16 protein-coding genes are annotated in these 14,456 nt (G+C 45.3%); 15 read left to right on the top strand and 1 reads right to left on the bottom strand.

Annotated features, from left to right (window positions below):
• Positions 1–95 precede the first annotated feature (95 nt).
• The 7 genes from ACRRQV_RS11125 to ACRRQV_RS11095 all read left to right on the top strand — a co-directional run bounded on the left by ACRRQV_RS11125 (position 96) and on the right by ACRRQV_RS11095 (position 5,510).
• Positions 96–857, top strand: coding sequence for a ParA family protein (locus ACRRQV_RS11125; RefSeq protein WP_432530729.1), 762 nt, complete (start codon positions 96–98; stop codon positions 855–857).
• Positions 850–1,683, top strand: a complete 834-nt coding sequence (locus tag ACRRQV_RS11120; RefSeq protein WP_432530727.1) for a ParB/RepB/Spo0J family partition protein — start codon at positions 850–852, stop codon at positions 1,681–1,683. Before ACRRQV_RS11125 ends, ACRRQV_RS11120 begins: the two co-directional genes overlap by 8 nt.
• Positions 1,684–1,926: 243 nt before the next feature.
• Positions 1,927–2,640, top strand: coding sequence for a DUF554 domain-containing protein (locus ACRRQV_RS11115; RefSeq protein ID WP_432530725.1), 714 nt, complete (start codon positions 1,927–1,929; stop codon positions 2,638–2,640).
• A 23-nt stretch (positions 2,641–2,663) separates the two neighbouring features.
• Positions 2,664–3,572, top strand: a complete 909-nt coding sequence (locus tag ACRRQV_RS11110) for a mechanosensitive ion channel family protein (RefSeq protein ID WP_432530723.1) — start codon at positions 2,664–2,666, stop codon at positions 3,570–3,572.
• A gap of 41 nt (positions 3,573–3,613) precedes the next feature.
• Entirely contained in the window at positions 3,614–3,814 is a 201-nt protein-coding gene (locus tag ACRRQV_RS11105; RefSeq protein WP_432530814.1) for a DUF951 domain-containing protein, read from the top strand.
• Positions 3,815–3,897: 83 nt separating this feature from the next.
• A complete protein-coding gene (gene ychF / locus ACRRQV_RS11100; RefSeq protein WP_432530721.1) occupies positions 3,898–4,998 on the top strand; it encodes a redox-regulated ATPase YchF in 1,101 nt (366 codons plus the stop codon).
• 128 nt (positions 4,999–5,126) lie between these two features.
• A complete protein-coding gene (locus tag ACRRQV_RS11095; protein ID WP_432530719.1) occupies positions 5,127–5,510 on the top strand; it encodes a gamma-glutamylcyclotransferase family protein in 384 nt (127 codons plus the stop codon).
• 14 nt (positions 5,511–5,524) lie between these two features.
• Here the strand turns inward: ACRRQV_RS11095 and ACRRQV_RS11090 are convergent, their stop codons facing one another.
• Positions 5,525–6,085, bottom strand: coding sequence for a DUF3267 domain-containing protein (locus ACRRQV_RS11090; RefSeq protein ID WP_432530717.1), 561 nt, complete (start codon positions 6,083–6,085; stop codon positions 5,525–5,527).
• A gap of 376 nt (positions 6,086–6,461) precedes the next feature.
• Between ACRRQV_RS11090 and rpsF the strand changes: the two genes are divergently transcribed.
• From rpsF to ACRRQV_RS11050, 8 genes are all read left to right on the top strand, one after another.
• Positions 6,462–6,749: a 30S ribosomal protein S6 gene (gene rpsF, locus ACRRQV_RS11085; protein ID WP_432530715.1), complete on the top strand. Its 288-nt coding sequence runs from the start codon at positions 6,462–6,464 to the stop codon at positions 6,747–6,749.
• A 50-nt stretch (positions 6,750–6,799) separates the two neighbouring features.
• Entirely contained in the window at positions 6,800–7,282 is a 483-nt protein-coding gene (ssb, locus tag ACRRQV_RS11080; protein ID WP_432530713.1) for a single-stranded DNA-binding protein, read from the top strand.
• Positions 7,283–7,338: 56 nt separating this feature from the next.
• The gene (gene rpsR / locus ACRRQV_RS11075; RefSeq protein WP_036810891.1) at positions 7,339–7,575 is read left to right on the top strand and encodes a 30S ribosomal protein S18; all 237 of its coding nucleotides are present in this window, start codon (positions 7,339–7,341) and stop codon (positions 7,573–7,575) included.
• A gap of 297 nt (positions 7,576–7,872) precedes the next feature.
• The gene (locus ACRRQV_RS11070) at positions 7,873–8,832 is read left to right on the top strand and encodes a YybS family protein (protein WP_432530710.1); all 960 of its coding nucleotides are present in this window, start codon (positions 7,873–7,875) and stop codon (positions 8,830–8,832) included.
• Between the two features lie 14 nt (positions 8,833–8,846).
• Positions 8,847–10,823, top strand: a complete 1,977-nt coding sequence (locus tag ACRRQV_RS11065) for a DHH family phosphoesterase (RefSeq protein ID WP_432530708.1) — start codon at positions 8,847–8,849, stop codon at positions 10,821–10,823.
• Positions 10,820–11,269, top strand: coding sequence for a 50S ribosomal protein L9 (gene rplI / locus ACRRQV_RS11060; protein WP_432530707.1), 450 nt, complete (start codon positions 10,820–10,822; stop codon positions 11,267–11,269). Before ACRRQV_RS11065 ends, rplI begins: the two co-directional genes overlap by 4 nt.
• 12 nt (positions 11,270–11,281) lie before the next feature.
• The gene (dnaB, locus tag ACRRQV_RS11055; RefSeq protein WP_432530705.1) at positions 11,282–12,640 is read left to right on the top strand and encodes a replicative DNA helicase; all 1,359 of its coding nucleotides are present in this window, start codon (positions 11,282–11,284) and stop codon (positions 12,638–12,640) included.
• Positions 12,641–12,771: 131 nt separating this feature from the next.
• Entirely contained in the window at positions 12,772–14,058 is a 1,287-nt protein-coding gene (locus tag ACRRQV_RS11050) for an adenylosuccinate synthase (RefSeq protein WP_432530702.1), read from the top strand.
• Positions 14,059–14,456: the final 398 nt, after the last annotated feature.

Below are 14,456 nucleotides of genomic sequence, written 5' to 3'. Positions count from 1 at the left end.
AGTTTGCTACAATAGAAAATGGATGCGCCTTAAAATAGCAAAAAACATGCTCCCGCAGTAAAATGAGAGAAGTAAAAAAGAAAGTTGGTGCAAGTGTGGGTAGAACAATTGCGATCGCCAATCAAAAAGGCGGCGTAGGAAAAACAACATCTTCTGTGAACTTGAGTGCCTGCCTTGCTTATTTGGGCCAGAAAGTTCTCTTAATAGATATCGATCCTCAAGGAAATGCAACGAGCGGAGTCGGCGTCAACAAAGGCGACGTAGATCAATGCATTTATGAGGTATTAATTGACGATGTCGATATAAAAGACACCATTATGGAAACAAAAGTGGAAAATTTACACGTGGTTCCGGCTACAATCTCTTTAGCAGGTGCGGAAATTGAGTTGGTTTCCACGATCTCAAGAGAAGTGCGGCTAAAAAATGCGCTGCAAGAAGTCAAAGAAATGTATGATTACATAATCATTGATTGCCCGCCATCATTAGGTTTGTTAACAATCAACTCATTGACTGCTTCAGATGCCATTATTATTCCCGTGCAATGCGAGTACTATGCGTTGGAAGGATTGAGCCAATTGTTAAGCACAGTCCGGCTTGTCCAAAAACACTTGAATCATGATCTTGCGATTGACGGTGTTTTGTTGACAATGCTAGATGCCCGGACAAATTTAGGCCTCCAAGTAATTGAAGAAGTGAAGAAATATTTTCAAGATAAAGTGTACCGCACCATCATTCCGCGTAATGTGCGCTTAAGCGAAGCGCCAAGCCACGGTGAACCAATCATCATCTATGATCCAAAATCCAGAGGCGCTGAAGTCTATTTAGATCTGGCAAGGGAAGTGATCAAGAATGGCTAAAGGATTAGGAAAAGGCATCAATGCGTTGTTCCCAGGCGAATCGTTAAAAGAAGCAGAGTCAGTCAGCCAAATCACCATCAGCCAACTCCGGCCAAATCCGTTTCAGCCCCGCAAAATTTTTGATGATGCCGCCTTGCAGGAACTATCGGACTCCATCAAAGAACACGGCATATTGCAGCCAGTGGTTGTACGGAAATCAGGCAAGCATTTTGAGTTGGTAGTAGGGGAACGCCGCTTTCGCGCTGCTAAGCTAGCAAAGCTAAAAGAAGTTCCGGCGATTATCAAAGATTTGACGGACCAGCAAATGATGGAGCTTGCCATTTTGGAAAACCTTCAGCGGGAAGACTTGACGCCGATTGAAGAAGCGGAAGCGTACCAAAAATTAATGGAAGCCTTGAATTTGACGCAAGAACAATTGGCATTCAGACTCGGAAAGAGCCGCCCTCATATTGCCAACCACGTCCGTCTGCTGTCTTTGCCTGAAGAGGTACGGTTGATGATTTCAGAGAAAAAATTGTCGATGGGCCATGGCCGTACGCTGCTCGGATTGCGCCATAAAAAGCTGATTTCTGAAACCGCTGAAAAAGTTGTGAAAGAAAATTTAAATGTGCGCCAATTGGAAAATCTAGTGCAGCGTTTGAACGAAGATGTTCCACGTGAAACAATTGAAAAGAAAAAAGACATCTTTTTGGAAGAAAAACAGTCGGAGTTAAGAGACCGTTTTGGAACCAATGTGCAAATAAAGAAGTCTAAAAATAAAGGGAAAATCGAAATTGAATTTTTCTCAGAAGAAGATTTGGAACGGATTTTAGAATTGCTTAACTGACAATCGCCTATTTTCCAGAAGTTTGGAAAATAGGTTCTGTTTTGCCGGAAAAGCGGAAGTGGCGTTCTTTGCCACACAGCTGGGTTGGCTAGTGCTCCAAAGAGCTGGGCACTGGAGTCTAGATAATGAAAAGCGAAAACGGCTAATAAAGAGCGATATTCCAGCATAGCCACATTCTTGCTGGCATCGCTTTGCCTTGTTATCGCAAGATAATTTTAAAGCGGCTGAGGAAGGGGTTAAATAATGATTCTCTTAGGGACCTTAATCAATGCGGTGTTAATTGTCGTGGGAACATTAATTGGTAGAGCCCTGCGCAACATCCCTGAGAAGATGAGAGAAACAGTCATGTACATAATTGGGTTGGCTGTCGTAGTTCTTGGTCTGCAAATGGGATTTGAAAGCGGAAATTTCATCATAGTTATTATCAGTTTGGTCTTAGGCGCCGTAATTGGCGAATGGATGGACTTGGATAAAATGCTGAATGATTTTGGGCATTGGATCGAACTGAAACTTGCAGTCAAAGAAAGCAAGGGAAGCATCGCTCAAGGGTTTATCACGGCTACGCTTATGTACGTGATTGGGGCCATGGGCATTATCGGAGCATTGGAAAGCGGTTTGAGCAATGAGCATGGCGTTTTGATATCGAAAGGGATCATTGATGGATTTGTTTCCATCATCTTAGCCTCTACTTTAGGCATCGGCGTCTTATTGTCTGCTGTTCCGGTTTTTGTCTACGAAGGAATGATCGCCTTGTTTGCCACGCAAATCAGTTTGCTTATCCCAGAAGCGGCTTTAGACTTGTTCATTAAAGAAATGACGGCCACTGGAGGCGTCATGATTGCCGCGATCGGGTTAAATATGATGGGCATTACAAAAATTCGAGTTGCTAATTTATTGCCAGGGGTCTTAGTTGTTGGTTTTGTAGTCACGGTGATCTATCAATTCAACTTAATGTAAGGCAAGTTTGGGAAGGTGAAAATATGAGTACCGAAAAACAAGATTTAGAATCAGTCACAAAGGATTTTGGAGAGGCAACTGCAAAGACGAAAGACGCTATATTTGACGAAGCAATGTGGGTCAATATCGGGGTTATATCCATAAAAGTCATCCTTATTGCAATTGCTGCGGGAATTGTTGTAAGGCTGGTAAAAGCCATTATCCGCAAAAGTTTTTCGGTCCGAATCAAAGGGCCGTTAAAATACAATGAGCGGCGTCAGCAAACTTTATCAAAACTATTGGAAAATATTACGGCATATGTCATTTACTTTATGGCGATCGTTGCGATTCTTTCCGCATTCTCGATTAATGTCACCGGTTTGATTGCAGGGGCTGGGGTATTGGGCCTTGCGGTCGGTTTTGGTGCACAGAACTTAGTGCGTGATATCATCACCGGATTCTTTATCATCTTTGAAGATCAGTTTTCAGTAGGGGACTTTGTCCGGATTGGCGTCGCAGAAGGAACCGTTGAAGAAATCGGCTTGCGCACAACAAAAGTAAAGGGCGTTGGGGGAGAAATGTTTATTTTCCCGAATGGCAATATAACGGATGTGGTTAACTTTTCAATTAATAATTCCATTGCCGTTGTCGATGTTAACGTTGCATACAATGCAGATATCAACAAAGTCGAGTCGCTTATTCAAGGTTTCTTAGGAACTTTGCAGGACAAATACGAACAAATCATCAAACCGCCCGAGTTTCTTGGTGTTCAAAGTTTGACGCCGACGGAAATGGTCGTGCGAATAGTTGCAGAGACATTGCCTATGCAGCATTTTGCGGTAGCGCGGGGAATGAGGCGCGATCTAAAAGAATTTTTAGACGAGAATAATATAGAAGTTCCGCTTCCTCAGATGGTTATGATGCAGCGCCCTCAACAAACTCCACCAAAATAAACTCTGGGGCTATTGCCCCTAAGGAAAAGGAGATGGGCAAGATGGAAATGAAGGAATTTGGATTGAATGATATCGTAGAAATGAAAAAAGGGCATCCTTGCGGTGCGAATGCCTGGAAGATTATCCGGATGGGGGCAGACATTCGGATCAAATGCGAAGGCTGCCAGCATAGCGTCATGATTCCAAGAGTTGAGTTCAATAAGAAATTGAAAAAGATAGTGGTAAAAGCTGAAGAGAATTGAAAATGGACAATTGGCCGTTTCCTTCCTATAATAGAGTGGTTGTGAAAAAAACAGGCTGATATAAAAGAGAGGTTGTGAATCCTATGGCATTAACTGCAGGGATTGTAGGATTACCAAACGTGGGGAAATCCACATTATTTAACGCCATTACAAAAGCGGGCGCTGAAGCGGCGAATTACCCGTTCTGTACAATAGATCCAAACGTCGGAATTGTTGAAGTTCCCGATGAGCGCTTGAACAAATTGACTGAATTGGTCGTTCCAAAAAAGACGATTCCAACTGCTTTTGAATTCACCGATATTGCAGGAATCGTACAAGGCGCCAGCAAAGGCGAAGGCTTGGGCAATAAATTCTTGTCCCATATCCGTGAAGTCGATGCCATCTGCCAAGTTGTCCGCTGTTTTGCAGACGATAACGTTACGCATGTAGCCGGCAAAGTGGATCCGATTTCTGACATCGAAGTCATTAATCTGGAATTGATTTTGGCGGATATGGAAAGCATTGAAAAACGCATTGCCCGCGCTGCGAAACTTGTTAAGCAACGAGACAAAGATGCAGTGGCTGAAGAACCGGTATTGATGAAGCTGCGCGAAGCATTTGAAAACGGACAACTTGCACGGTCAATCGACTTCACAGAAGACGAATTGAACATTGCAAAAAACTTGAATTTATTAACGTTAAAGCCGATGTTATATGTCGCGAACGTATCAGAAGATGAAATTGCTGATGCTGAAACTAACGAATACGTTCAACAAGTCCGTGAATTTGCCGCTAAAGACAACGCAGACGTGATTGTGGTTTGCGCGAAAATTGAGGAAGAAATGGCTGAGCTGGAAGACGAGGAAAAAGAAATGTTCCTTGAAGAGCTAGGCATTGAAGAATCAGGCTTGGACCAATTGATCAAAGCTTCTTACAGCTTGCTTGGTCTGGCTACTTATTTTACTGCAGGCGTACAGGAAGTTCGGGCTTGGACATTTAAAAAGGGCATGAAAGCACCACAATGTGCCGGTATAATTCACTCAGACTTCGAACGCGGCTTTATCCGGGCCGAAACTGTAGCATACGAAGATCTTGTAGAAGCAGGAACGATGGCTGCTGCAAAAGAAGCTGGGAAAGTCCGCCAAGAAGGCAAAGAATACATCGTTAAAGACGGCGATGTTATGTTGTTCAGATTTAACGTGTAAAAACGCAATGAATCGGGCAATGCCTATACTTTATTCAGGGCATTAAAAAATGCAAGAAAAAACATCAAAAAATAATAAACGTACCGGATGCTTCGTGCATCCGGTATTTTCGTTATAGGAGGATTAAAATGCAGTTGTTTGTATATGGCTCGTTGAAAAGCGGGGGGAAATATCATTGTTATTTAGAAGAAGCGTCGCTGGTTTCTGAACATGCCAGCGTGAATGGCGTATTGTATGATTCAGGGTTAGGGTATCCTGCATTTGTTATGTCGGAAACGGAAATCGTAAAAGGGGAATTGTACGAAATCCCTGAACAATTGTGGCCGGCTCTTGATGACCTCGAGGGGTATGCAGGAGAAGCGGCAACAGACCTTTTTGACAAAACCACCATTTTAGTTGAAGCGAACGGAGAGAAAGTGGAAGCGGTTATTTACGTAGCCAACGATCCCCAATTGCTGAAAACAAAAATCAGCAGCGACACTTGGGATGCTGCACAATCATTACATGCATAAGAAAAAGCGCCGATTTACAGCTCGGCGCTTTTTTCATTGGGGCGATGTTCAAAAATAAGAAGGCGAGGCAGGGCGGGGTCATCCAACACCCACGCTTCTTTTCGTTCTTTTAAAAGCTCCCTGTACATCCAAAAATCGCCAAAGGCTCCTGCCGCCAGCAAAGCGCCGAGCAACACAAGCACTTGGCTGTCCAGCCAAAAACCTGCGAACGCAGGAAAAATGGCGGTGGTCCAAAAAGGCAGCAAAAGCACTTTTCGCATGGCATGGTTTGGAACAGGGGTGCTGGTTGTGGCATATGCGATGCCAAGCTTCAAATCAACTCCATAGTTTAATGAAGAGAGGGCAACTTTTCCAAAAAGCACAAAGCCAACCAAATGAAAAAGTTCGTGCAGAACAATCAACACGATATAGCCACTAATAAAAAAGAGGATGCTGGTCCAAGAAAAAGCGAAAGATAAAGGTTCGTTGAAGAAATGGTAGGCGGCTGCAAAAGCAACCAAAAGCAGCACGTTCGCCCAGAAGAACTTCAACGCAATCTCTTCGAGTTTCAATTCGATGACGCGATCCGGTTTCATAAGCTCCCTTCTTTCGTTTGGTTCTGTTATGTAGCTATATAACTAAACAAATGATTCCCATTTGTCGATATTCCGCAAACCAGCTCCGTTAAAACCATTTGTGCCTGCATTGCAAAGGCATTGCCCAAACTTGCGCAGGAGCAATCGTCTTTGCCCTGCCCAAAGTGTCCGAAGCGGTATAGAAAAGAGGATTTCTTATAGAGTAAGAGCTTCCATAACTCTTTACCACTAGTATAACGGTTCTCGCCTTAGAACCGGTAGTTGCGGAGCCTGTTGGTCTGTGATACAATACATTGATGTGAGTAATAATTTGAATTGCTTGCTCCTTGCCCGCTGGAAACAGCAGGGCCCAAGTCCATGAGGAGGTGACAACACGATGAGAGAGTATGAATTAATGTACGTTATTCAGCCTGCAATTGAAGAGGACGCGAAAAAAGCTTTAGTAGAGCGTTTTAACGAAATCCTTACTTCAAACGGTGCTGAAATCATCGAGTCGAAAGAGTGGGGTAAACGTCGTTTAGCTTATGAAATCAACGATTTACGTGAAGGTTTCTACCAAATCGTAAAAGTAAACGCTGGTTCTGAAGCTATCAACGAATACACACGTCTTGCGAATATTAACGAAGACATCATTCGCCATATTGCTGTACGCAAAGACGCGTAAGCGACGAATGAACCTGAACATAATCTTGATTTAAAGGGGGTTGAATTCTGATGATTAACCGAGTTGTTTTAGTCGGAAGACTAACAAAAGATCCAGATCTTCGTTACACTCCAAGCGGAGCGGCAGTTGCCCGATTTACACTGGCTGTAAACCGGACATTCTCCAATGCGTCGGGGGAAAAAGAAACGGATTTCATCAATTGTACTGTTTGGCGCAAACAAGCTGAAAACACTGCGAACTTCTTGAAAAAAGGAAGCTTGGCTGGTGTCGAAGGCCGCATTCAAACTGGAAGCTACGAGGGACAAGACGGCAAACGAGTTTATACGACGGAAGTTGTGGCAGATAGCGTTCAATTTCTTGAGCCGAAAAGCTCAGGTTCTGGTGCTAATGCTAGTGCAGACCGTTCTCAAGGCCAACCGTCCTATCAACAGAACCAATCGCCAAGCCAACAAAACCATACTCGTGTAGACGAAGATCCATTCTCAAGCGGCAGCGGCCCGATCGAAGTATCGGATGACGATTTGCCGTTCTAAGAAAATCTGAGCTAACGATGAACCACACATTCTACTTATAAAGGAGGTAATTCGATATGGCACCACGTCGCGGAGGCAAAAAGCGTAAAAAGGTTTGTTATTTCACTTCAAACAACATTACGTTCATCGACTACAAAGACACTGACTTGTTGAAGAAATTCATTTCTGAACGAGGAAAAATCTTGCCACGTCGTGTTACAGGCACAAGTGCAAAATGGCAACGTAAGTTGACAATTGCAATCAAACGCGCTCGTATCATGGCACTTCTACCGTTCGTAGCGGAAGAAAGATAAATAAGAAAAGCGGAAGCGTCCGTGTAGATTCGCCGGGCATAAGACAGACCAGCGAAGTGGCGTTCCTTGCCACGCAGCTGGGTTGGCTTGTGACCCAAGAATCTGGGTGCTGGAGTCTGGACAAAACCTACTCCTTTTCAGCTATATTTCTATTACAAAGAAGACCGGGAAACCGGTCTTCTTTTTTGTTCGCATTTCTTCTTAAAAGATGAAGGATTTGGCTTTTTGTTCCGGTTCCTGAATCATGTTACAATTACAAGGATGAAATAAACCCGAAAGAAGGGGAAAACCAGTCGAATGCAAAATCAACAAACACGACAACTAACGCAAGGCGCGATGATGGCGGCCATTTTTGCTGTACTGACCGCGATTTCGATGAACGTACCGCTTTTAAATGTGGTAACCACATTATTTTTAGGGTTGCCGATCGCTTGGTACAGCGCGAAATATCCATGGAAAGCAAGTTTGCTTTTTGCGGTTGTTTCTTTGATTTTATCCTTCATTGTGGGCGGTCCGTTATCGTTGCCTTTGACATTGAGCTATATTCCTCTCGGCTTGGCCGTCGGGCTTTCCATTTATTATCGGAAAAGCAAACTGTTTATGTTCATGTGCTCGGGAATCGTGCTGCTTATTTCCACGGTGCTGCAGTATGTAGCTTCGATTGTGCTGTTTGGCATTAACGTGCTGGAAGAATCCATCACGCTAATGAAGGAAACATATGCGACTACCGGTAATTTCTTAGAACGTTTCGGGGCAACAGCTGTCCAGATGGAAGATTATAATGAAGCCGTCAAACAGATGATGTTTTCATTGGAAACCTTGATGCCGACATTGCTTGTAGCCTCTATTTTCATTTTAGTCTGGCTGATGCTTCTGCTTTATTTGCCGATTCTAAAACGGCTTGGCATCGCAGTTCCAAAGTTTCCGCCTTTTCGGGATATGAAATTGCCGAAAAGTGTATTATGGTATTATTTAATCGTAGTGCTTGTCTCTCTGTTGACTGATTTGCAGCCTGGGACAATGGCGTATATGACCTTTATGAACGCTTACGTCCTGCTTCAATTGCTGCTGTTCCTGCAAGGGATTTCGTTTTACCATTTTTACATCCAGCAGGAAGGCTGGCCAAAATGGGTTGCAGTGCTTGTCACCATTCTGGCTATACCGCTGCAATCCTTTACGACAATCATCGGAATCGTGGATCTTGGATTCGATATCCGGGGATGGGTAAAGCGGGCACACGAGTTTAAAGGAAAATGAGGAGCTGAAGAATAATGTCGGCTTTTTTTAGGAAAAGAAGACTTCGCTATCCGCTAATCGCGCTATTGGTGCTTGGCATAGCCGGAGCGATTCTGATTTCATTTTGGTCAGATTGGGCAGCCGGCATTTATGTTGTGCTATTTGGTGCAGCAGTCATCGCTGCTTGGCTGGTAGAGAAGCAAACCTATGAAGCAACAGAAAAACATATTGAAACGCTGTCTTACCGAATGAAAAAAGTCGGAGAAGAAGCATTGCTTGAAATGCCAATCGGGATTTTGCTCGTCAACGAAACAAACGAGATTGAATGGGCCAATCCGTACATGACGTCTACGTTGGAATACGATACGTTGATTGGAGAATCTCTGTTTACGTTATCAGATGAGTTTCTTCCGCTTGTTAATGACAGCGAAGTGACGGAATCGACCATAACACTTGGAGAACGCAAATACCGGGTTTATTACAAAGCGAATGACCGCTTGTTTTATTTATTCGACATCACCGAACAAGTGGAAATCGAAACTTTGTATTATGCAGACCGCACGGTTATTGGGATTTTGTTTATCGACAACTATGATGAACTGTCGCAGGGGATGGATGACCAAACCCGCAGCAATTTAAATAGCCTAGTGACCTCATTGATCAACGACTGGGGAGCAAAACACGGAATTTTTGTGAAACGCGTCCAGTCAGACCGTTTTATGGCGGTTTTCAATGAATCTATCTTAAAAGATCTGGAAAAATCGAAGTTTGCAATTTTGGATGATATTCGTGAAGTGACGTCAAAAGACAATTTGGCGTTGACGTTAAGCATCGGAGTCGGTGCGGGCTCGGCTTCGCTCGTCGAACTTGGCAGCATGGCGCAGTCGGGGCTCGATCTTGTGCTTGGACGCGGCGGCGACCAAGTGGCGATCAAGCACCCAAGCGGCAAAGTGAAATTTTATGGCGGCAAAACCAATCCCGTTGAAAAACGGACGCGTGTCAGAGCGCGCGTTATTTCCCATGCGCTGCGCGATTTGATCCAAGAAAGCGACCAAGTGTTTGTCATGGGGCATAAAATGCCGGACATGGACGCAATCGGCGCAGCTGTCGGCGTCGCCAAAATGGCTGCGATGAATAAAATCAAAGGCAGCATCGTGCTGGATTTTGATGAATATGACCGCAGCGTCATGAGGCTGATGAATGAAATCGAAGCCGACACAGACTTGTTCAATCAGTTTATTACCCCGGAAGAAGCACTGGCGACAATGACCGACAATTCATTGCTCGTCATTGTGGATACGCATAAACCATCTATGGTAATTGATGAACGCTTGCTTCAGCGAATGGAGCGAGTGGTAATCATTGACCATCACCGAAGAGGCGAAGAATTTATTACCAATACGATGCTCGTTTACATGGAGCCGTATGCGTCTTCTACGGCAGAATTGGTGACGGAGCTGATTGAATACCAGCCGAAGCACGAAAAACTGTCGATGCTGGAAGCGACCGCGATGCTTGCGGGAATTATCGTAGACACGAAAAGCTTTACGCTCCGAACAGGAGCCCGAACATTTGAAGCGGCTTCCTATTTGCGCGCAAACGGGGCCGATACGGTGCTTGTGCAGCGCTTGTTGAAGGAAGACTTGGAAACGTATATGGAGCGCGCGCGAATCGTTGAAACCGTCGAATTTGTCGGAAACGGCATCGCAATTGCAAGAGGTGAAGTGGGCCGTACATACAGCCCGGTATTGATTGCCCAAACGGCCGATATTTTGCTGACGATGAAAGACGTCAACGCTTCTTTCGTCATTGCAGAACGCGGAGAAAACGGCGTCGGCATCAGCGCCCGCTCGCTTGGAGAAGTGAATGTGCAAATCATCATGGAAAACATGGGCGGCGGCGGACATTTAACGAACGCAGCCACTCAGTTGGCAGATATAACGATTGAAGATGCGATTCATCAATTGAAAGAAGTCATTGAGGAACTATATGAAGGAGGACAAACTGAATGAAAGTCATATTCTTAAAAGATGTTAAAGGCAAAGGCAAAAAAGGTGAAATCAAAAACGTCGCAGACGGCTATGCACACAATTATTTGCTGAAAAACAACTTGGCGACTGAAGCCAACCAAGCGACCATCAGCCAATTGGATGGCCAAAAGAAAAAAGACCAAAAAGAACAAGAACAAGCTTTGCAGGAAATGAAGCAATTGAAAGAAAAACTAGAAGCACTGACCATTGAATTAAAAGCAAAATCAGGCGAAGGCGGCCGGTTGTTTGGTTCGATCACAACCAAACAAGTAGCAAGCGAGTTGGAAAAAAAGCACGGCATTAAAATCGACAAACGCAAAATGGAATTAGACGATGCCATTCGCGCGTTAGGTTACACAAATGTCCCTGTGAAGCTGCATCAAGATGTAACGGCTACGCTCAAAGTCCACGTAACTGAAGAAGCGTAAGGAGATGTACCGATGAACGAAACGATAGACCGAGTCCCTCCGCATAACCAGGAAGCCGAGCAATCGGTGATTGGAGCCATCTTTTTAGAGCCGCAATCGTTAATCACAGTCGCTGAAATCGTCATGCCGGAAGATTTTTACCGGATTGCCCATCAAAAAATCTTCCAGACGATGCTGTCGCTGTCGGATCAGGGCAAAGCGATTGATGTGGTAACGGTGACAGAAGAGCTATCGGTCAAAAAAGAACTGGAAGATGTCGGCGGATTATCTTATTTGACGGAAATCGCCAACGCAGTTCCAACTGCTGCCAACGTGGCGCATTATGCGCATATCGTGGAAGAAAAAGCGCTGTTGCGCCGGCTCATTCGCGTAGCTACGTCCATTGTTGATGATGGCTTTACACGCGAAGACGAAGTGGAAGCGTTGTTGGCAGAAGCAGAAAAGAAAATGATGGAAGTGTCCAACCGGAAAAACGCCGGTGACTTTGTCCACATCAAAGATGTATTGGTTAAGACGTATGACAACATTGAATTGTTGCATACACGCAAAGGGGACGTTACGGGGATTCCTACGGGCTTCCGTGACCTTGATAAGATGACTGCAGGGTTTCAGCGCAACGACTTGATTATCGTGGCTGCACGGCCTTCTGTGGGTAAGACGGCGTTTGCTTTGAACGTGGCGCAAAACGTCGCTACACGAGCGAACGAAAACGTCGCCATCTTCAGTCTGGAGATGGGAGCCGAACAGCTTGTCATGCGGATGCTTTGTGCGGAAGGCAATATCGACGCACAAGTGATGCGGACCGGCGCCCTTCAAAACGAAGATTGGCGAAAGTTGACGATGGCCATGGGGAGCCTCTCCAATGCCGGCATTTTCATCGACGATTCGCCGGGCATCCGGGTTAACGACATCCGGGCGAAATGCCGCCGCTTGAAGCAAGAGCACGGCCTTGGCATGATCATGATCGATTATTTGCAGTTGATCCAAGGGCCAGGGCGGGGCGGCGAGAACCGCCAGCAGGAAGTATCGGATATTTCCCGTTCGTTAAAAGGATTGGCGCGTGAGCTGGAAATTCCCGTTATCGCGTTGTCCCAGCTGTCCCGTGGTGTGGAGCAGCGGCAAGACAAACGGCCGATGATGTCGGATTTGCGGGAGTCGGGAAGTATTGAGCAAGATGCCGATATCGTTTCTTTCCTCTACCGGGAAGATTATTACGATAAGGAAACCGAAGACCAAAACGTCATTGAAATCATTATCGCCAAACAGCGTAATGGTCCGACCGGAACGGTAAAATTGGCATTTGTGAAAGAATACAACAAATTTGTCACCATCGATTGGAGCCAGCATGAAGGCGGCCAAGACGGATACTAAACACGAACATTAAATGTGAAAACACATTTTTATGTTCGTGTTTTCTTATGGTTTTGATTGACGAACGCCGGTTTCATTGATACAATAAACACTGTTTGAGATAGGGCTAAGGCCTAACGGAGGTGCGGACGATGACATCAATCGTAGTAGTAGGAACGCAATGGGGAGACGAAGGAAAAGGGAAAATTACCGATTTTCTATCAGAACACGCAGAAGTGATTGCGCGTTACCAAGGCGGGAACAATGCCGGCCACACAATTATTTTTGGCGGCGAAACGTATAAATTGCATTTGATTCCTTCAGGAATTTTTTATAAAGACAAAATTTCAGTAATCGGCAATGGCATGGTCGTGGATCCGAAAGCGCTCGTAACGGAACTGAAAGCGTTGCAGGCACGCGGCGTCACAACAGATAATTTGCGCATTTCCAACCGCGCACACGTCATTTTGCCATATCATATCAAGCAAGATGAAGTGGAAGAAGCAAGACGCGGAGCAAACAAAATCGGAACAACAGGAAAAGGCATCGGCCCTGCTTATATGGACAAAGCAGCGCGTGTCGGCATCCGCATGGCGGATCTTCTGGACCATGTTGTGTTCGAGGAAAAACTCCGCATGAATTTGAATGAGAAAAACCGGATGTTCGAGAAATTTTACGAAACAGATGGCTTTACGGTTGAAGAAATCATGGAAGAGTATTATCAATACGGCCAAGAAATTGCCAAGTATGTAACCGATACTTCAAAAGTATTGAACGATGCTGTTGATGCCGGCCGCCGTGTTCTTTTCGAAGGCGCTCAAGGCGTTATGCTCGATATTGACCAAGGGACTTACCCATTCGTTACATCATCCAACCCGGTAGCGGGCGGCGTAACGATCGGAGCGGGTGTCGGCCCAACCGCCATCCAGCACGTTATCGGCGTCTGCAAAGCGTACACATCACGCGTAGGAGACGGCCCGTTCCCAACGGAATTGTTTGACGAAGTGGGTCAACAAATCCGTGAAGTCGGGAAAGAATACGGAACAACAACAGGACGTCCTCGCCGCATCGGCTGGTTCGACAGCGTTGTGGTTCGCCACGCAAGACGCGTCAGCGGATTGACGGATTTGACGGTCAACTCGATTGACGTTTTAACAGGACTTGAAACGGTGAAAATTTGTACGGCTTACCGCTACCAAGGTGAATTGATCACCGAGTACCCGGCAAACTTGCGCATGCTTGCAGATTGCGAACCGGTTTACGAAGAGCTTCCAGGCTGGACAGAAGACGTTACGAAATGCAAATCACTTGATGAATTGCCAGAAAATGCCCGCCATTATCTAGAGCGCATTGCTCAATTGACCGGCGTTCAAATTTCAATTTTCTCAGTCGGCCCAGACCGCAACCAAACTAATATCGTAACGAGCGTTTGGAGATAATAGTCAACTAGCTGGCATTAAGCCAGGTAAACAAAACAGGGGCTGGCTCAAAAGACGCTGATGTCCATTTCGGCGGACGCTTTCCGCGGGCACGGCTTCAGCCGCTTCCCTCGCTGCGCTCAGTCCAGGGTCTTCAGCTCGTGCTGGTCCCGCAGGAGTCGCCGCCTCCATTCCTATCAGCTAGTTTAGTCATTATTAAATAGCGGGCAAAGAAATCATTCCTTTTTCTTCGCCGGCTTTCTATTTAGCACATATTAGACAGTCCTATAGATAAAAGAATTTTTATTATGACGAATGAAATCAGGATAGACGCATAGTAGACTAATCCGAGATTCTATTCTCTAGTCGAACGCTTTCCTCGGGATTGAGCTGTTTTGCTCCATATCTTTTAGCCAATT

Origin of the sequence: Planococcus sp. YIM B11945 (assembly GCF_050864155.1) — a bacterium.
In the GTDB taxonomy this organism is placed as follows: domain Bacteria; phylum Bacillota; class Bacilli; order Bacillales_A; family Planococcaceae; genus Planococcus.
This window is presented reverse-complemented; position numbering and strand designations above follow the sequence as displayed.

Coding starts and splice junctions, on each gene's coding strand:
- ACRRQV_RS11105 (WP_432530814.1), top strand. CDS start 3,614: ATGGAAATGAAGGAATTTGGATTGAATGATATCGTAGAAATGAAAAAA.
- ACRRQV_RS11070 (WP_432530710.1), top strand. CDS start 7,873: ATGCAAAATCAACAAACACGACAACTAACGCAAGGCGCGATGATGGCG.
- ACRRQV_RS11090 (WP_432530717.1), bottom strand. CDS start 6,085: ATGAAACCGGATCGCGTCATCGAATTGAAACTCGAAGAGATTGCGTTG.
- ACRRQV_RS11095 (WP_432530719.1), top strand. CDS start 5,127: ATGCAGTTGTTTGTATATGGCTCGTTGAAAAGCGGGGGGAAATATCAT.
- rpsR (WP_036810891.1), top strand. CDS start 7,339: ATGGCACCACGTCGCGGAGGCAAAAAGCGTAAAAAGGTTTGTTATTTC.
- ACRRQV_RS11050 (WP_432530702.1), top strand. CDS start 12,772: ATGACATCAATCGTAGTAGTAGGAACGCAATGGGGAGACGAAGGAAAA.
- ACRRQV_RS11115 (WP_432530725.1), top strand. CDS start 1,927: ATGATTCTCTTAGGGACCTTAATCAATGCGGTGTTAATTGTCGTGGGA.
- rplI (WP_432530707.1), top strand. CDS start 10,820: ATGAAAGTCATATTCTTAAAAGATGTTAAAGGCAAAGGCAAAAAAGGT.
- ACRRQV_RS11120 (WP_432530727.1), top strand. CDS start 850: ATGGCTAAAGGATTAGGAAAAGGCATCAATGCGTTGTTCCCAGGCGAA.
- ACRRQV_RS11065 (WP_432530708.1), top strand. CDS start 8,847: ATGTCGGCTTTTTTTAGGAAAAGAAGACTTCGCTATCCGCTAATCGCG.
- ACRRQV_RS11110 (WP_432530723.1), top strand. CDS start 2,664: ATGAGTACCGAAAAACAAGATTTAGAATCAGTCACAAAGGATTTTGGA.
- rpsF (WP_432530715.1), top strand. CDS start 6,462: ATGAGAGAGTATGAATTAATGTACGTTATTCAGCCTGCAATTGAAGAG.
- ychF (WP_432530721.1), top strand. CDS start 3,898: ATGGCATTAACTGCAGGGATTGTAGGATTACCAAACGTGGGGAAATCC.
- dnaB (WP_432530705.1), top strand. CDS start 11,282: ATGAACGAAACGATAGACCGAGTCCCTCCGCATAACCAGGAAGCCGAG.
- ssb (WP_432530713.1), top strand. CDS start 6,800: ATGATTAACCGAGTTGTTTTAGTCGGAAGACTAACAAAAGATCCAGAT.